The organism is Streptomyces sp. 1-11, from assembly GCF_007176755.1.
Taxonomy (GTDB): domain Bacteria; phylum Actinomycetota; class Actinomycetes; order Streptomycetales; family Streptomycetaceae; genus Streptomyces.
On sequence record NZ_BJTV01000004.1, the window covers coordinates 179,720 to 196,287 of the forward strand.

General features: G+C 75.4%; 14 protein-coding genes. 5 read left to right on the forward strand and 9 right to left on the reverse strand.

Translation table 11 applies throughout. From position 1 onward, the window contains the following. Positions 1-66 precede the first annotated feature (66 nt). Positions 67-858 (forward strand): trypsin-like serine protease, encoded by a 792-nt coding sequence (locus TNCT1_RS10525; RefSeq protein ID WP_143630598.1) that lies wholly within the window; start codon positions 67-69, stop codon positions 856-858. A gap of 156 nt (positions 859-1,014) precedes the next feature. Here the strand turns inward: TNCT1_RS10525 and TNCT1_RS10530 are convergent, their stop codons facing one another. Further along, positions 1,015-2,121: a winged helix DNA-binding domain-containing protein gene (locus tag TNCT1_RS10530; protein WP_143630843.1), complete on the reverse strand. Its 1,107-nt coding sequence runs from the start codon at positions 2,119-2,121 to the stop codon at positions 1,015-1,017. Positions 2,122-2,251: 130 nt separating this feature from the next. Between TNCT1_RS10530 and TNCT1_RS10535 the strand changes: the two genes are divergently transcribed. Then, positions 2,252-3,262, forward strand: coding sequence for a polyphosphate kinase 2 family protein (locus TNCT1_RS10535; RefSeq protein ID WP_143630599.1), 1,011 nt, complete (start codon positions 2,252-2,254; stop codon positions 3,260-3,262). A gap of 199 nt (positions 3,263-3,461) precedes the next feature. Here the strand turns inward: TNCT1_RS10535 and TNCT1_RS10540 are convergent, their stop codons facing one another. After that, positions 3,462-4,805 (reverse strand): diacylglycerol kinase family protein, encoded by a 1,344-nt coding sequence (locus TNCT1_RS10540; protein ID WP_143630600.1) that lies wholly within the window; start codon positions 4,803-4,805, stop codon positions 3,462-3,464. A 176-nt stretch (positions 4,806-4,981) separates the two neighbouring features. On the opposite strand from TNCT1_RS10540, the gene TNCT1_RS10545 reads away from it, so the two are divergent. After that, entirely contained in the window at positions 4,982-5,830 is an 849-nt protein-coding gene (locus TNCT1_RS10545; protein ID WP_143630601.1) for a patatin-like phospholipase family protein, read from the forward strand. A 22-nt stretch (positions 5,831-5,852) separates the two neighbouring features. On the opposite strand, the gene TNCT1_RS10550 is transcribed toward TNCT1_RS10545, so the two are convergent. Genes TNCT1_RS10550 through TNCT1_RS10570 form a run of 5 tightly spaced genes read right to left on the reverse strand, consistent with a single transcriptional unit; the run spans position 5,853 to position 13,764 of the window. Next, complete coding sequence (locus TNCT1_RS10550; RefSeq protein WP_143630602.1) at positions 5,853-7,157, reverse strand: ABC transporter substrate-binding protein; 1,305 nt, start codon at positions 7,155-7,157, stop codon at positions 5,853-5,855. Next, positions 7,154-8,221: a hypothetical protein gene (locus TNCT1_RS10555; RefSeq protein ID WP_235902509.1), complete on the reverse strand. Its 1,068-nt coding sequence runs from the start codon at positions 8,219-8,221 to the stop codon at positions 7,154-7,156. Before TNCT1_RS10555 ends, TNCT1_RS10550 begins: the two co-directional genes overlap by 4 nt. Then, the gene (locus tag TNCT1_RS10560; RefSeq protein ID WP_143630603.1) at positions 8,218-9,753 is read right to left on the reverse strand and encodes a VWA domain-containing protein; all 1,536 of its coding nucleotides are present in this window, start codon (positions 9,751-9,753) and stop codon (positions 8,218-8,220) included. The genes TNCT1_RS10555 and TNCT1_RS10560 overlap by 4 nt, the downstream gene beginning before the upstream one ends. Before the next feature lie 40 nt (positions 9,754-9,793). Then, a complete protein-coding gene (locus tag TNCT1_RS10565; RefSeq protein ID WP_143630604.1) occupies positions 9,794-12,073 on the reverse strand; it encodes a serine/threonine-protein kinase in 2,280 nt (759 codons plus the stop codon). Beyond that, a complete protein-coding gene (locus TNCT1_RS10570; RefSeq protein ID WP_143630605.1) occupies positions 12,070-13,764 on the reverse strand; it encodes a serine protease in 1,695 nt (564 codons plus the stop codon). The genes TNCT1_RS10565 and TNCT1_RS10570 overlap by 4 nt, the downstream gene beginning before the upstream one ends. Positions 13,765-13,976: 212 nt before the next feature. On the opposite strand from TNCT1_RS10570, the gene TNCT1_RS10575 reads away from it, so the two are divergent. Next, positions 13,977-14,270 carry a hypothetical protein gene (locus TNCT1_RS10575; RefSeq protein WP_143630606.1) on the forward strand — a complete coding sequence of 98 codons (294 nt, stop codon included), beginning with the start codon at positions 13,977-13,979 and terminating at the stop codon, positions 14,268-14,270. 191 nt (positions 14,271-14,461) lie between these two features. Here TNCT1_RS10575 and TNCT1_RS10580 read toward each other — a convergent pair whose 3' ends face one another. Beyond that, positions 14,462-14,929, reverse strand: a complete 468-nt coding sequence (locus TNCT1_RS10580; RefSeq protein ID WP_143630607.1) for a TIGR03668 family PPOX class F420-dependent oxidoreductase — start codon at positions 14,927-14,929, stop codon at positions 14,462-14,464. A gap of 23 nt (positions 14,930-14,952) precedes the next feature. Next, complete coding sequence (locus tag TNCT1_RS10585; protein WP_143630608.1) at positions 14,953-15,594, reverse strand: phosphoribosyltransferase; 642 nt, start codon at positions 15,592-15,594, stop codon at positions 14,953-14,955. 185 nt (positions 15,595-15,779) lie between these two features. Between TNCT1_RS10585 and TNCT1_RS10590 the strand changes: the two genes are divergently transcribed. Further along, complete coding sequence (locus TNCT1_RS10590; protein ID WP_174266245.1) at positions 15,780-16,553, forward strand: polysaccharide deacetylase family protein; 774 nt, start codon at positions 15,780-15,782, stop codon at positions 16,551-16,553. The last annotated feature ends 15 nt before the right edge of the window (positions 16,554-16,568 follow it).

Genomic DNA, 16,568 nt, shown 5'->3' on the forward strand with positions numbered 1-16,568 from the left:
TTCCCCCACCCACGTGCACCACCCCCACGCCCGTGCGAACCCCCACCGGCCAACCCGAGGAGACGCATGACCGGCCTCAGACGTGCCAGAAAGACCACCGCCGCGCTCCTTGCGACGGCCGCCGCCGCGGCCACCGCGCTCATCGCCTCCCCCGCCGCGGCCGACGCTCCTCAGCCCATCGTCGGGGGCACCACCACCACCACGACGGCGTACCCGTTCGTCATGCAGGTCACGGACGCCTCCGGCAGCCAGTTCTGCGGCGGCACCCTGGTGGCCGCCAAGAAGGTGGTGACGGCGGCCCACTGCATGGTCGGCGAGACGACCGGCAGCGTCCGCGTGGTCGGCGGGCGGACCTATCTGAACGGCACCGACGGCACGGTCAGCAAGGTCAGCAGAATCTGGATCGACCCGGACTACACCGACGCCACCAACGGCGACGACGTGGCCGTGCTGACCCTGGCGACGGCGATGCCGTACGCGAAGGCGCCGTACGTCTCCTCCTCCCAGACCGGCCTGTACGCGGCCGGCACCACGGCCCGCATCCTGGGCTGGGGCACCACCTCGGAGAGCGGAAGCTCCTCCAACCAGCTCAGGACCGCGACCGTTCCGGTCGTGTCGGACGCCGGCTGCGGGAGCTCCTACGGTTCGGACTACGTCCAGTCCGACATGGTTTGCGCCGGATACACCTCCGGCGGCGTAGACACCTGCCAGGGCGACAGCGGCGGTCCCCTGTTGATCAGGGGCGTCCTGGCAGGGATCACTTCCTGGGGCGAGGGTTGCGCGGAGGCCGGTTACCCGGGTGTGTACACCCGGCTGACCACCTTCTCCGACCTCGTGAAGGCGCAGGTCGCCTCCTAGCCCCGAGGACCACCCGAGTACCCCTCGGGTAGATGCCGGGGGGGCGTTGCGAGCCACCACGAGCGGCCCGCAGCGCCCCCCTCTCCAACTCCCGCGGTCACCGCGCACGCCCGTTCGGCGCGGGCGTCGGGCCACCGGTCCGGACGCGCGGGCGGCTCACCGCGGTACGACGGTGCCGAACCGGACGTCGTACGGCTTGCCGGGGTGCAGCGCGGCGAGCATGCGGACGCCCTCCTCGGCGACCGCCTCCCGCTGAGCCCCCGTCAGCCGCGCGAACGGCTCGACGACGAGGGTGGCGCCGTCGGGCTTCCACAGACCGGCCAGGAAGCCGTCGACCAGGAGCGTGCGGTAGGCCTGGTTGCCGCGCCGGGCGCGGCCCCGGTACGCGGGGGGTACGACGCGGCCGCGGTCGGCGTGGGAGAGCAGCAGGTTGTCGTACTCGGGCAGGAAGCGGGGCGGGGCCGGGGTGTCCGGGTCGGGGCGGGGCGCGTCGGGCAGGTCGAACAGTTCGGCCCCGGTGGCGTCGCGGAAGGTGAGCAGCCGCGGGCGCAGCCGCTCGAAGGCGTCCCTCAGCCGGGTGAGTCCGGACCAGGTCTGCATGTCCCTGACCGAGGCCGGCCCGTAGGCGGCGAGGTAACGCCGGATCACGGTTTCGGGTGCGGGGGCCGGTTCGGCGGGGCGGCCCAGCCAGTGCTCGGCGGTGGTGAGGGCGACCCGGCCGGAGCGGCCCCACAGACCGCGCGGGGTCACCTGGACGAGGGGCAGGGTGCAGCGGGCGGCGACCGCGAGGGACCCCGGGTCCGCGTCCGGCCACTCGGCGCTCAGGCCCTCGCGCAGCTCGCCCATCGTCCGCGGCTGCGCCTCCACCAGCTCACGGGCGACCGCGGCCAGCCGGCCCAGGTCCACGCCGGCCAGTCCGGTGCGGAAGAGCGTCAGCTCCCGCTGCCGGGCGGGCTGGACCAGCGGCCGCAGGGTCAGGCAGTCGTCGGCGGTGTGCGTGTGGATCGTGGACCGCAGGGTGACGATCCGGACGGCCGCGCGGTCGGCCATGAGCCGGGACAGCCGCTCCGGCGCGAACCCCTCGAGCCGGGCGGCGAGGGCGTGGTACGGCGGCTCGGTGTTCTGCGCCTGCAGGCCGAGGAGATGCCCCACGGCCTCCTCGGCGGACAGCGCGGAACGGCGCAGCAGGAGCTGCCGCTCCAGGGTGGCGCGGTTGAGGGCGCGGGTGTCCAGGAGGGGAGCCGGGGCCGTGCTGCGCTGCATCATGGTGGCACGCTAACCGGCCTTGCGGACACCTTCTGTCCGCGATCGGCGGCCCGGCTCCGGGGGCGATCTTGTCCGGGCGAGCCGAGAATGAGCGAGGGCGCCCCAGCCGGAGAGGAGCTGAGCGCAGGTGACCGACGATCCGGCCGCACGCATCGCGGAACTCATCGGGCCGCTGCGGGTGCCGCCGGGCACGCGGGTGGACGTCGGCCGGGACTTCGACCCCCGCTACCGGGCGGGGCTGCGCAGGCGTGACGCCGAGAGGACGCTCGGCGCCGGGGTGGCCCTGCTGGCGGAGTACCAGCAGCGGCTGGCCGCGCAGGACACCTACGGCGTCCTGCTGTGCCTCCAGGCGCTGGACGCCGGCGGCAAGGACGGCACGATCCGGCACGTGATGAGCGGCGTCAATCCCCAGGGCGTGCGCGTGAGCAGCTTCAAGGTGCCCTCGGACGAGGAACTGGACCACGACTACCTGTGGCGCTACGCCCAGCGGCTGCCCGCCCGGGGCGAGATCGCCATCTTCAACCGCTCCCACTACGAAGAGGTCCTGGTCGTGCGCGTGCACCCGGAGAACCTCCTGCGGCAGCGGCTGCCCGCCGAAGCGCGCGGTCCAGACGTCTGGGAGCGGCGCTACCGCGAGATCAACGAGTGGGAGCGGCACCTCACCGACAGCGGGTTCAAGGTCGTGAAGGTCTTCCTGAACCTCTCCAAGGAGGAGCAGCGCGCCCGCTTCCTGAAACGGATCGACCTGCCGGAGAAGAACTGGAAGTTCTCCGCGGCCGACGTCCGCGAGCGGCGTCACTGGGACGAGTACCAGCGGGCCTTCTCCGCGATGCTGTCGGCCACCAGCACCCCCTGGGCCCCCTGGTACGTCGTGCCGGCGGACCGCAAGTGGTTCGCGCGGATCTGCACGGCGGCCGTCCTCGCGCACACCCTGATCGAGATCGGCCCCCGCTACCCCGAGGTGAGCGAGGAGGCGCGCAGGGACCTGCTGGCCGCCCGGCGCGAGCTGGAGCGGGAGGCGCCCTCCGGCGCCCCGGCCGACCCGTACGCGGCACGGCACGCGGGGCCGGGCGGCGCCGAGCGGGGCGGCCCCGCGAAGGGCGGTAAGCACGGCGGACCCCGGCGGCGCGCGAAGTGACACGGGCCGGGAACGGCGGACCGGGGTAAGTCCCGCTGTCCGCCCTCGCGCATGCGCTCGTCGGGTAGCCGGGCAAGTTCCTCGTCCGCCCGTCCGGGCCGGGGGCCGGCGGCCGTCCGGGGGCCGGGGGCCGGGGGTGAGCGGACGCCCGACGACCCGGCCCGGTCGGGTCAGCGCCCGGCGACCCGGCCCGGTCGGGTCAGCGGGTGTCGCGGCCGGTGGCGGCGCGGCCCATCGACAGGGCCAGGCGGCGGACTTCGCGCCAGTTCATGGCCGGGGCCGTGCGGGGCACGCCGGGGCGGTGGCGCGGCACCCGGACGCGCAGGGCGCCCGGTTCGATCCGGCAGCGCACCGGGGTGGGCAGCATCAGGGCCTCGCCGTCGACACCGGCCGGGACGGTGGGCGCGTCGGCGTCCACCACGACCTCCCCGGCCTCGAAGGCGGTCAGCCCGCGGCTGCGTCCCCCGCTCAGCAGCAGCTCGGTCGCCTCCGTGGTGCCGTTCACCTCGACGGCCAGCACGCCCAGCCGGCCCGAGTCCAGGCGGTCCCGGTGGCCCAGTCCCGCCGCGTCGTCGCCGTGGTAGGGGTTGTTGCTGACCAGGACGGCCTGGGGCCCCGTCAGGGTCCGGCCGCGGGCCCGCAGGACGAGCCGTGGGCCGGTGTGCCGGGTCAGCAGGTCGGGCAGCATCTCCAGGGTGGTGCGCGCCTTGTCCTCGCGGTAGGCGGGGCTCTGCACCACGGCCGCGTACACGCCGAACGAGGCGTTGTTGACGAAGACGCGCCCGGCCCCGCCGTCCCCGTGGCCCGGGCCGCCGCCGATGCGGCCGAGGTCGACGCGGAGTTCGACGCCGTCGGTCAGCGCCTCCAGGCAGGCCGCGGGGTCCTGCCGGTCGAGGCCCAGGTCCATGGCGAAGTGGTTGCGGGTGCCGGCGCTGATCACCACGAACGGGAGCCCGTGCTCGGCGGCCACCCCGGCGACCAGGGCCTGGGTGCCGTCGCCCCCCGCGACGCCGAGCAGGTCGGCCCCGCGCCGTACGGCCTGCCGGGCCAGCTCGGCCACGTCCCGCGGCGCGGCCGGGTCGAGCACCACGACCTCGGCGCCGAGTTCCCTGGCCCGCTCGGCTAGGCGGAACTTGCCGACCTTGCCGCCGCCGGAGCGCGGATTCATGATCAGGAACGGGTGCCGGGCCCGTTCCGCCGGCCGCTCCGGCATGGCCGGCGTGCCCTCGCCGGCGAGCGCCGCCCGGCCCGCGGAGACGGCCAGCGCCCACAGGCCGAGCGAGACCAGCACGACCCACAGCAGCCCGGCGGCGGCGTACAGGGCGAGGACCGCGAGCGGTACGGCGGCCACCAGCAGCACGGCCAGCGTCCTGACCCATCCGGTGCGGCTCAGCAGCCACCACACACCGGCCGCCGTGAGCGCGAGACCGGCCGCGCCCACGGCCACCAGGAAGACGCTGCCGAGCCCGGCGAAGACCAGCAGCACCGCCACCGCCGCCGCGCCCGCCGCCAGGGCCAGACGCGCGGTCCAGCGCCTGTTCATACGGCAACCTCCCGTTCCGTCGTCCCAGGCTACGAGCGGTCACCGCGGACGGCACGTCCGCGCCGGGACGCGCCCGGCGGCCGGGCGTGGACGCCCGGTGGCCACATCCGGACGGTCGCCTTCACCTCGTGTGGTGTCATTCCGGTGGTTCAAGATCCGACTACCGAGGAGCAGGGATGTCCGAGGCTTTGGTGCTGGGCGGCGGCGGTGTGGGCGGGATCGCCTGGATCACCGGGGTACTGGCGGGACTCGCCGACGCGGGGCAGGACGTCACCGGGGCGGACCTGCTGCTCGGGACCTCCGCCGGCTCCACCGTCTCGGCGCAGCTCGGCAGCGGGCTGGGCCTGGCGGAGCTGTACGCGCGCCAGGTGGACCCGGCGCTGCAGTCCGCCGAGATCATGGCCGTGATGGACCTGGAGGGGTTCGCCGCCGAGATCGGCGCCGCGACCTCCGCCACCGCCTCCGTGCCGGAGCTGCGCCGGGCCGTGGGGCGGGCGGCGCTGGCGGCGCCGACCGTTCCGGAGCCGCGGCGGCGGGCGGTGATCGAGTCCCGGCTGCCCTCGCACGGCTGGCCGGAGCGCGCGCTGCGGATCGTCGCCGTGGACGCCGAGAGCGGGGAGCCGCGGGTCTTCGACAAGGACTCCGGGGTGCCGCTGGTGGACGCGGTGGCGGCGAGCTGCGCGGTGCCGGGGGTGTGGCCGCCGGTCAGCATCGACGGGCGCCGGTACGTCGACGGCGGGGTGCGCTCGATGGCCAACCTCGACTACGTGGACGACACCGGCGCCGACCGGGTGATGGTGATCGTGCCGATGGGCATGACGGAGCCCTTCCCGAGCGAGCGGCCGGTGGAGCGGTCGGTGCGGGAGCTGCGCGCCCGGGGCGCCGAGGTGGTGGTCGTGGCGCCGGACGAGGCGGCGCGGGCGGCGATCGGGGACAACCCGCTGGACCCGGGCACCCGCGGCCCGGCCGCCGAGGCGGGCCGGGCGCAGGGCCGGGCGCTGCGGCTGCCCTGGCGCCACGGCTGAGGCGGGCCCGGGCCGCCCGCGCTCAGGTGCCGTGGTCGCAGACGGAGCTGAGCCAGGTCAGGCTCTCCGGGCTGCTGAGGGTGTCGAGGTTCTTCAGCAGCTCGTCCAGATGACGTTCGCCCGGGTCGGCGAGGAAGTCGATGGTCGCCTGCGCGAACGCGTCGCGGACCTGCGGCGGCATCGCGTCGGAGGCGTCGAAGCAGTGCACGGCGTCCGGGTCGAGGAGGGTCCGGGCCAGTGAGAGGTGCCATTCGGCGCCGCCGTCCCCGGCGGACGGCTGGGCCCCGGCGTGCACGGAGAAGCCGGACTCCTTGGCGCTCCAGGCCCGCTGGGCCCCGGCGGAGGCGAGGTGGCGGATCAGTTTCTCGGCCTGCGGGGTCGCGCGCAGCAGGGCGACCAGGTCGCCGGAGACCTCCCAGGCGCCGTCGGCGGTGGCGCCGGGGATCAGCCGGGCCGAGGGTGTGTAGCGGCCGTCGGCCTTCTTCCAGGGGCCGAGGTCGCGGATGAACGAGGCCTGGTGTTCCAGCGTGCACTGCGGGGGGTCGGTGGTGACCAGCTCCGACGCCTTCTGGTACTCGGTCTTCAGGGCGCGCCGCACGAGGTCGTCGGGGCCGCCGGCGCCGACCAGCCGGCCCCAGGTGGTCCAGGCCCGCTTCACCTGCCTGGACTGCCAGGGCAGCCGGCCGCGCGCCCAGCTCTCGTAGGTGCCCGGGCCGTACTGCTGGAGCAGGATGTCCTCGATCCAGTCGGTGCCGGGCCAGCCGCTGGTGGCGCCGGAGCCCATGCCCAGGCACCACTGGCCGGGCCGCCGCGCGACCTCCCTCAGCGTGCCCGGACGGGTGCGGGCGGGGTACCAGACGATGCTCTTCAGGTCGGCCTTCAGCGGGAACCAGTACACGTGTCCGTTCAGGGGCGTGGCCCAGGACTCGCTGAAGTCCTCCCGGCGGATCAGGCCCTCCAGCGGCTCCAGCCGCTGCCGCCCCGCGTAGTCGGCGAGTTCGCCGGGGCCGGTGAGCACCACCACGTCGGGTGGTGTGCCGGTCTCCACGTCGGCGCTGAGCACCTGGCTCTCGGCGGAGCTGCCCTGGTAGTCGACGCGGATGTGGTTCTCGCGCTCGAAGGGCTCGATGACCGCCTGGCGGAAGTACCGCGCGTCCCTGCCGGTCCAGTTGGCCAGCAGGGTCACGGTCGGCTCGCTCCCCAGGACGTGTACGCCGGCCACGACGGCCACCGCCAGCACGGCCAGGCAGCTCGCCACGACGGTGACGGTGCGGACCGCGCGGCGCCGGGTGCCGGGGGCGTCCCGGCCGCTTTCGGGGGCGCTCACCGGGGCCTGAACCGGTAGTCGTCGATGTGCGGGCGCAGACCGGTCTCGGTCAGTGCCATGAGCAGGACGCCTCCTATCACGATCCACGCCGAGGCCGCGGCGCGGAAGCCGGTGTGCGCCAGGTACGAGGCGGTGCGCGGACCCGCGTCGGAGACGGCCTGCCCGGCCACCACCCGGTCGAGCAGGCCGCGCGTGTCGGCCATGCCCCGGTGGGTCCACACCGTGAACAGCACCAGGGTGACGAACCCGCCGGCCGTCAGCACCGCCGCGCCGATGAGCTGGCGGTTGTACCGGCGCCGGAAGCGGCGCCGCAGGAAGAGCTGGGTCTCCGCCAGGGCCGCGCCCAGCGCGAGGGCGCACAGCCCGGCCACGCTCCAGCCGAGCCACAGCGGCCCGCCGAAGGAGGTCTGCCGCCGCACCGCGGCCCGCTGCTGGTCCTGGAGCAGCTTCAGCCGGGCCTCTATCCCGGACTCGTCGCTCTTCAGCATGCTGCTCGCGTAGCTGAGGTAGGCCTCCCGCAGCACGCTGCCGCTGGGCTGGAGCTGGGCCTTCTGGACCATTCCGGTGTACTCGGTGATGAGACCGGCGACCGTCTGCACGGCCTGCCGGCCGGCCGGTCCGCCCACGTCGTCGGCTGCGGCCTGGGCGAGGCTCTGCGCGGCCACCGAGATCTGCTTCTGGAACTCGCTGGTCGACGGGGTCGCCCCGGTCGCGTCGGCCTCCGCCTCGCCGAGCGCGTACAGCGCGGTGTCGATCGAGACGACGGCGGGCGCGCTGGAGGTGCGCAGCGGGCCGGCGTCCCCGTGCACGCCCTGGTAGGAGGCGAACAGGGACACGGTGAGCAGGGCGGACAGGGCCAGCAGCAGGCGCCGGCGCACCGCGAGGTCGTAGGCGGTGGTGCTGCCGCCGTCCGCCGGCCGCCGCCCGGCGCCGAGCAGGCGGCCGAGCAGGCGGGGCAGCGGAGCGCGGTCGCGCGGGACCGTGGTGCGGCGCGCGGACCGCGGGCCGCCGGGCGACCGGCCCCGCTCCGCGCGCGCCGCCGCCGGCTCCCCCGCGGCGCTCACGCCGTCCCCCTGAGCAGACGGCCGCACTCGCCCCCGCAGTAGACCGAGTCGGCCGGGCCGAGCCAGGCGCAGTCCGGGCACTCGACCAGGTCGTCGGACCCGGCCGGGGCGAGCGGCCCGGGTTCCGGCTGGGCCGCCGCGGCGGCGGGCGGCGGCCCCGCGGGCGGTGGCTGGGGCGGTGTGGTCATGGCGCTGGAGAGGATCAGGTGCTGCCAGTCGACGTCCTTCAGGCCGTCCCGGACCCGGCCGGAGCCCGGGCCGGCCTCGATCCGGCGCAGGGCGCCGAGCAGTTGGGCGTCGCCCAGCTCCCCGGCCAGGGACAGCGCCCTGGCGAGGGCGCGGTCCGCCTCCGCCCTGCCCTCGGCGCGGCGCAGCCAGGCCCGGTAGGCCCGGGCGACGGCCGCGCTCGTCTGCTGGTACAGCTCGTGGCGGCGGACCCCGGGGTGCCGCTCGGAGGCGTCGAGCGGGTTGTCGGTCCAGCGGACCAGCACGGGCCGCGGTGCGGGCAGCCGCACCGGGTGCCCGAAGTCTGGTACGGCCACCTCCACGGCGGCGAGCTGGAGGTCCTCGCCGGTCTCGCGGCCGGCCGGGTCGGCGCTCAGCACGACCTGGAAGTGCCGGGTCTCCTCGCCCCAGGCGCGGGTGACGTACTCGGCGCCGCGCTCGCCCAGGGCGCTTTCCGCGGGCTGGAGTTCCTGCTCGCCCGGCACCACCTGCTTGACCTGGCGGATCACCGTGCCGGGGGTCGGGGTGAGCCGGATGCGCAGCTCGGGGACCGCCGTGCCGAGCAGCGTGTTCATCAACTCCTCGTACGCGGCCGGGAGTTCCGACTCGCGGCGGACCGCGCCGGCCCGGCCGTGCAGCCGCCGGGTGATGCGCAGCAGGAGGTCGGCGTCCCAGTCGTCGCCGATCCCCCAGGCGTCGCAGACGAACCGTCCGTCGCAGGCCTCCAGGGCGGTGTCCAGGGACATCGCGGCCCGGTGGTCGTGTTCGTTGCGCCCGTCGGTGAGCAGCAGCACGTGCTTGACCGGCGCGGACTGCTTGGTCAGCAGCCGCCGGGCCAGGTCGAGCCAGTGTCCGATGGCGGTGCCGCCGTCCGCGTCCAGCAGCCGTACGGCGCGCTCGGCCGCCGCGCTCTCGGCGGGTCCGGCGACGGCCATCGTCTCCTGGCCTGGCCCGGGATGGACCACCGAGGCGTCGAACCGGCCGGACAGCACGGCGAATGCGGTGCCCTCCGGGAGCAGCCGCAGGGCCGCCGCCGTGGCGTCCTTGGCGGCGTGCAGCTTGGCGGCCGGGTGCAGCATGGAGCGGGAGGTGTCGACGATCAGCACCTCGGCGAGCGCGGGCCCGGCGCCGCGGGCGGGGCCGGCGGCGAACGGGGCGCCCCCGCCGCTGACGCCGATCTCCAGGATGGCGTGCATCTCCCGGACACGGGGCCGCTCCGCCGCCGGCGCCACGGGCAGCTCCTTGTTCTGGCCGACGGCGAGGGTCACCTCGATCTCACCGGCGCTCTCCGTGCTCCCCGTGCTCATCGCCGCCTCCTCTCGGGCTTCCCGGGTCCGGTCGGTGTGCTCAGAACGTGGTCATCGGCCGTACGGCATGGGCCAGGTCGAGCAGCCGGCCGTGCTCGGCGGCGTTGCCCGCCTGCGCGGCGAGCTGCCGGAAGGACTGCTCCAGCAGGACGCGCAGCGGGTTCTCGGCGCCGGATCCGAGCAGCTCGCCGGCCGGGAAGTCCGGACCCCAGCCCTGTTCGGGGCGGCAGTGCAGGACGTTCTCCCGGACCTCGGCTACCAGCCGGGCCCGCGACCCGCCGTCGGCGGCGCCGCCGTCCAGGCGCAGCTCCGGCAGCCGCCGTACGGCGTCCCGCAGGTCGGCCGGCGTGGGCGGACGGCCGTGCAGGAGACCGGCGCGGACGCGTACGGCCGCGATGCGGGCGGCGTCGTAGTGGCGGGAGGTGGCGGGCACGTCGTCGAGGACGTGGACGGCCGCGTCCCGGTCACCGGCGGCCAGGTGGCCGCGGGCCAGTCCGAACGCGGCGGCGGTGTGCGCGAAGTCCCGTGCCCACACGGCCTCGTAGAACCGCATCGCGCGGCCCCGGCTGCCGTCGGCGGCGTGTTCGGCGCAGTGGCCGAGGGCGAGCTTGGGCACGTACTCGCCGGGCAGCGCCCGGTAGACGGCCTCGAAGCAGCTTCCGGCCTGCCGTACCTCGGCCTTGCTCAGGTGCAGTACGCCCCGGTGCCAGGCGATGCGCCAGTCGTAGGCGGCGGAGCGTTCGCCGAGTAGCGTCTCGGCCTCGGCCAGCCAGCTCTCCGCCTCGCCCTGTTCGCCCTTGCGCAGATAGGCGCGGCACAGCCAGAGCGCGGTCTCGGGAGTGCCCAGGCGGGACTCGCGGGGCCACTGCCGGGCGACCCGGTCGGGGGCGTCGGGCGGGAAGGTGTCGAGCAGCAGGGCCGCGCCGTCCTCGGGGTCGGGGACCGGTTCGGCGAGGGCGCCGGCGACCTGGGCGGGCGGCGGCGGCGACACGTCCAGCGCGGCGGGCTCTCCGCCGGGGCGGCCGGTCCAGTGGTCCAGGGCGGGGATGGCGCCGAGCCCGGCGTCCAGTCCGGCCTCGGAGGCGCGGAACCGGGTGGAGCTCTCGGGCAGTTGCTCGCCGAACTGCAGCGACCGGAACTCCCGCAGCACCTCCCAGAGCTGACGGGACATCTCGGCGGCGGACCGGAACCGGGCGCGGGGTTCGCGGTGGGTGGCGCGGTCGACGACGCGGCGGAAGGAGTCGGGGGCGAGCCCGCGGGCGGGTTCGGCGCCCCGGGCCAGGGCCTGGAGGGTCATCCCGACGGTGTAGAGGTCGCTGTCGACGTGCCAGCCCCGGCTGTCGATCTCCTCCTTCGGCGGGGCGAAGGTCGCGGTGTAGACGTAGGCGGAGGCGCGGTCGCCGATCGCGCGGACCGCGCCGAGGTCGATCACCTTGATCGCGCGGCCGAAGTGGATGACGTTGGCGGGCTTCATGTCGCAGTAGAGCAGGCCGCGTTCGTGCATGTACTGCAGGGCGCCGAGGATCTTGCAGCCGTAGGTGAGCACGTGGTCGAGGCGGGGCCGGCCCTGGAAGATCCGCTCGACGTCGTCGGCGTCGAAGAGCTGTTGCAGGGAGCGGCCCGCGATGTAGTCCATGACGAGGTGGCCGGTGGGCGAGCGGCCGGCGGCCTGGTGTTCGGCGTAGGTGATGATGCGGACGATGTCGGGGTGGTGCAGGTCGGTGAGCGAGCGGCGCTCCTCGACGGCGTTGCGGCGGGCGAGCGCGTCGTGCACGTTGATCAGGCCCTTGAGGACGACGCGGTAGCCGTCGGCGCGGGTGTCCTCGGCGAGGTGGATCCAGCCGAGGCCGCCGCGGGCCAGGCAGCCGAGGATCCGGTAGTGCCCGGCGACCACGTCACCCTTCTCCAGCTGGGGCAGGAAGGAGTAGTGGGTGCCGCAGCGCGGGCAGCGGCCGGTGGCGCGGGCGGGCTGGCCGCCGTAGCCGACGCCGATGGTCATCGTGCAGCCGTTCGCGCCGCAGCGGCGGCCGCCGGCGGGCGGCCGGGGGTCCTCGACGAGTCCGCCCTCGGGGACGGGCACGTCGGGCAGCAGGACCAGTCCGTGCTGGTCGAGTTCTCCCACCCCGGCCACGACGTGCACCGGGGCCGGGCCCGGCGGCTCCTCGGCGCCGGCGCCGGCGCCCGGCCGGGGGGCCGGGGGCTCGGGGCGCTGTCCGGTGCGCCGGCCCCCCGCCGGCTCCTGGTGGCGGTGGCCGCAGGTGTCGCAGTAGCCGGTGGCCATGACGTGGCCGGCGCAGCCGGGCCGCAGGCACGAGGTCATCGGGCGCCGCCCCCGTTCCCGGAGGCGGGCGCCGAGCAGAAGCCGACGAACCGCTCCGCTGCGCGCTCCGCCTCTTCGACGTCGCAGGGGGTCTGCCGCAGCAGGGACAGGGCGCGTTCGTAGAGCCGGTAGGCCTCCATGACCCGGTCGTCCCCGGACCCGGCACGCTGCCGGCACAGCGGCCACTCGGCGGTGACCCGGCCGAGGAGCTCCTCCCGGCGGCGCAGCCGGGAGCCGAGCGCGTCCAGCGCCTGCTCCAGGCGCTGCCGGCGGCGCTCGGCGGCGTCCTCGAAGGTGAACAGCAGGTCGGCGCGCCCGGGTTCGCGTTCCCGTTCGGGGGTGTGGGCGACCCACTCGCGCAGCATCCGGGTGCGCCGTACGCCGGCCTCGGCCTGGTCCAGCAGCAGCCGCGTGCCGGGGTCGGCCAGCACCCGGTCCCGGCGCTCGTCCAGCGCGGGGCCCAGCTCGTCGACGATGCGGTCGAGTTCGCTGCCGAGCCGGCTCCAGCGGCCGTGCAGCGGCCGCCGCACGAAGGACTCGGCCGCCTGGTCCGCGCGGCCGCCCCGGCGGCGGAAGACCAGCAGCAGCCGGGCGCCCTGCTGGGCGAGCCGTTCCAGCAGGGCGAGCAGGTCGTCGGGGTCGGCGGCCCGGTCGACGCCGGCCAGTACGGCGGCGAGCGGGACGCGCAGGGCGCCGAGCCGCTCCGGCCGGGGGTCGCCGCTGATGCCGAGCCGTTCGGCGATCCGGCGCATGACCTGGCCGGCCGTCAGGTCGGCGACGTCCAGCGCGAGGTCGTGTCCGCCGGCCGGGGGCACGGTCTCGGGCGGGTCGTGGGTGAAGGCGCTGGTGGTCTGCCGGGTGCGCAGTTCCCGGTCGGCCAGGGTGACCGCGCGGGCGAGGGTCCAGGCGCGGGCGCCGCGCGTGGGGACGACCGTGACCAGCACCGGCCAGCCCTCGCCCCGGAACCAGGAGGCCAGTTCGGTGGCGAAGGGCACGTCGAGCCGGCCCGCGGCGGGCGTCGCGGTGCTGCGCAGCGCCGGGTCCACGGCCTCGGCGCCGGCGCTCCAGGCGGCGGCCTGCGGCAGATGGCTCAGCACGGTCTCGGTGGGGCTCATGTAGCTGAAGACGGAGCCGGACCCCTCGTCGACGCTGAGCACGATCCCGATGACCTGGTCGGTCTCGTGGTCGATCACCGGCCCGCCGCTGAAGCCGGGCAGGGCCAGTTCGCCCGGTGTCTGCGGACGCAGCTGCACCTGGCTGTCCCGGCCGCGGGCGGCGACCAGGGTGGCGCCGTGCCAGCGGCCGCCGGCGTCGCCGTCCGGGAAGCCGTACATGCTGACCGGTCCGTGCGGCGCGGCGAGCCGGTGCAGCCGGGTGGTGTGCTCGGCGGGCAGCGGCTCGGCCAGCCGCAGCAGGGCCAGGTCGCCGCTGCGGTCGCCGAAGGCGTCCTCGCGCTGCGGCACGTGCTCGTCCGCGCGGACCGTGGCGGCCACGCCGGGCACTCCGGGCACGCCGAGGAAGTGGACGACGTAGGGCCGGCCGGGGCTGACGACGTGGGCGGCGGTGAGCACCCGGTCGGGCGCGAGCAGCACCCCCGCTCCGAGCACCGGCCCGTCCGGTTCCCCGATGCGGGCGATCCAGGACGGTATCCGTAACCGTGACTTGACGGCTCGCTCCCCCGTGCGCGTCATGTCAGCCGAGGTTACTCCCCGTGGCCTCCCGGTACCACTGGTGTGCACGGGGTCGTCGCGACGGAGCGGCCGGGCCGGGCACGTGAACGGGAACGGACGCCCGCCCTCCATTATTGGCACGTACATGCCGTAAGATGCGCCCGCCTGCGGTCCCTGCGGAAGAGAGAGCCGTGAAGAAAGCGCGTCCATGTCTCGCCCTGGTGGCGTGCACCTTGCTGGCCACCTCGTGCGGCGGGAACGACACGTCCGTCGACACGTCCCGTCTGACGGCCCCGCAGCGGGAATGGGTCGAGTTCTCCTACGCGCACGAGAAGAACGACGAGCTCAAGCGGGCGTGGGAGGACCTGAGCGCGGAAGGCGTCAAGTCCTACCTCGCACGGCAGCGCCCACGCCTGTGCGGCGACACCGCGGCGCTGATGCAGAGCCTGAAGGAATCGGGCTACACGGCCGAGGAGATGGAGGAGTACAAGGACAAGAGCGAGGGGCTGATCTGCTCGCACCCCTAGGGGCTCCCGCCCGGATCAACGCCGTGGAGGCCCCCACAGGTTCTCGTGATCGGCGCATCCGGCGGGAAGCGTCGAGTCGTTCCCGCCGCACCCGTTGACGTAGGTCCTCTTGCCGTCGTCGGGCGCCTCCTGCTCGACAAGTTCTTCCTGTCGCCGGCCACCGCCATGCTCGGGCAGATCTTTCCTCGATCTCACGGCGATTCGGACGCCTCGGCGCGCCAGCCGGTCCAGCGCCGCACGGTGATGTCGACCACCGGTCCGGCCGGCGGACGCGAGCGGTACTGCGGGTACTTGGCGCACAGCAGCGCCAGGGCCGTCTCCCGCGCCCGCCGTGCGTCTGGGTCGGCGGCGCCGGGTGGCAGGACGCGGGCCTCGCCGTCCGCGCGTACCCACCACAGGCGGTCCCAGTCCTCGTCGTAGGCGTCCACGAGCAGGCACACCGCGGGGTGCCGGGCCAGGTTGGCCAGCCGCTTGAGGCGGGTGGTGGTCTTCGGTTTGTGGTCGACGGCGGTGACGAGCCGGTCGGCGCCGCCGGGGGCGTGGTGGGCGAAGACGACCGGCACCTGGTGCGGGCGGCCCGCCGCGTCGACGGTGGCCAGCCGGGCCACCGGTGCGGCGGTGAACCGGCGCCGCGCCTCGGCCTCGCCCAGTCGGGGCATGTCCGCTCCTCGCCCCCGCCCGGTCAGCTCACGTGCAGGGCGTCGAGCACGTCGGCGTCGCTGAGTTGACCGAAGTCGTCGTAGAACTGGCCGACGGCGCTGAACGCGGCGGGCCGGTGAGGGCAGACGATCGTGTCCGCCTCCGCCGCGAGCGCGTCGAGCGAGTCGGGGGCGCCGACCGGGACGGCCAGGACGAGCCGGGCGGGTTCCCGGCGCCGCACATGGCGCAGGGCGGCGCGGGCGGTGGCGCCGGTGGCCAGGCCGTCGTCGACGACGATCACGGTGCGGCCGCGCAGTTCCGGGGGCGGGCGGTCGCCGCGGTACCGGCGTGCCCTGCGGGCCAGTTCGCGCCGCTCCCGCTCCACGACCGGGGCGAGCCGCTCCTCGCTCAGGCCCAGATGGCCGAGGGTGGCGGCGTCGAAGAGCGGCGGGTCGCCGGCCGCGAGGGCGCCGACGGCGAACTCCTCGTGGTGCGGGGCGCCGATCTTGCGCACGACGAGCACGTCGAGGGGGGCGCCCAGGGCCCGGGCGACGGGCACCGCGACCGCGATCCCGCCGCGCGGCAGGGCCAGGACGACGGGGTCGGGCAGGTCGCCCCGGTCGCGCAGGTCGCCCAGCGGGCGGGCGAGCGCCCGTCCGGCCTCGGCGCGGTCGCTGAAGCGCATGCGCGGTCCTCTCGCCGGAAGTCCCTCACTCCCCCGCCCCTCCATGGTGCTACGACCCGGCCGCCGGGCGCTCGCTTGGCCGAAATAAATCGAACATAGGAGCTATAAACTGAGTGTATAGTCCCGGCATGCCTCTGATGACTCCGGCCGGCAAGAGCCCGGCCCCGCTGCCCGCGTCCATGAAGATGCGCCGACCGGCGCGTGGGTTGCGTCTGTCCGCGCTCTCCTCGGCGGCCGCCTGTCTGGCGCTGGCGCTCTCCGGCTGCGCACAGGTCGACACGACCTCGCCCAGCACCGTGCGCGCCGAGGGGGCGGGGGCCCACGGGGCGCCGGCCGGGATGGGGGCGGTGGACTGCCGTGCGGCGAAGTGCATCGCGCTGACCTTCGACGCGGGGCCGAGCGAGAACTCGGCGCGGCTGCTCGACATCCTGAAGGAGAAGAAGGTGCCGGCGACCTTCTTCCTGCTCGGCAGGCGGCACATCGACACCTATCCCGAGCTGGTCAAGCGGATGGCGGCCGAGGGCCACGAGGTCGCCAGCCACACCTGGGACCACCGGATCCTCACCCGGATCTCCGACGAGCGGATACGCGAGGAACTGACGCGGCCCAACGAGGAGATAGAGCGGCTCACCGGGCGCCGGCCGACGCTGATGCGCCCGCCGCAGGGCCGCACCGACGCCGACGTGCACCGGATCTGCAAGGAGCTGGGCCTGGCCGAGGTGCTGTGGAGCGTGACCGCGAAGGACTACACGACCGACGACTCGGCGCTGATCACCGAGCGCGTCCTGGAGCAGGCCTCCCGGGACGGCATCATCCTGCTGCACGACATCTACCGGGGCACCGTGCCGGCCGTGCCCGGCATCATCGACGCGCTGAAGGCCCGCGGCTACGTCTTCGTGACGGTGCCCCAGCTGCTGGCCCCGGGGAAGGCCGAGCCGGGCAAGGTGTACCGGCCCTGAGCGGGCCGGGGGCGC

Bases quoted from the DNA above. Each gene is read 5' to 3' on its own strand.
- TNCT1_RS10570 (WP_143630605.1), bottom strand. From the start codon at position 13,764: ATGACGCGCACGGGGGAGCGAGCCGTCAAGTCACGGTTACGGATACCG.
- TNCT1_RS10525 (WP_143630598.1), top strand. From the start codon at position 67: ATGACCGGCCTCAGACGTGCCAGAAAGACCACCGCCGCGCTCCTTGCG.
- TNCT1_RS10590 (WP_174266245.1), top strand. From the start codon at position 15,780: ATGCGCCGACCGGCGCGTGGGTTGCGTCTGTCCGCGCTCTCCTCGGCG.
- TNCT1_RS10585 (WP_143630608.1), bottom strand. From the start codon at position 15,594: ATGCGCTTCAGCGACCGCGCCGAGGCCGGACGGGCGCTCGCCCGCCCG.
- TNCT1_RS10580 (WP_143630607.1), bottom strand. From the start codon at position 14,929: ATGCCCCGACTGGGCGAGGCCGAGGCGCGGCGCCGGTTCACCGCCGCA.
- TNCT1_RS10545 (WP_143630601.1), top strand. From the start codon at position 4,982: ATGTCCGAGGCTTTGGTGCTGGGCGGCGGCGGTGTGGGCGGGATCGCC.
- TNCT1_RS10565 (WP_143630604.1), bottom strand. From the start codon at position 12,073: ATGACCTCGTGCCTGCGGCCCGGCTGCGCCGGCCACGTCATGGCCACC.
- TNCT1_RS10530 (WP_143630843.1), bottom strand. From the start codon at position 2,121: ATGCAGCGCAGCACGGCCCCGGCTCCCCTCCTGGACACCCGCGCCCTC.
- TNCT1_RS10560 (WP_143630603.1), bottom strand. From the start codon at position 9,753: ATGAGCACGGGGAGCACGGAGAGCGCCGGTGAGATCGAGGTGACCCTC.
- TNCT1_RS10540 (WP_143630600.1), bottom strand. From the start codon at position 4,805: ATGAACAGGCGCTGGACCGCGCGTCTGGCCCTGGCGGCGGGCGCGGCG.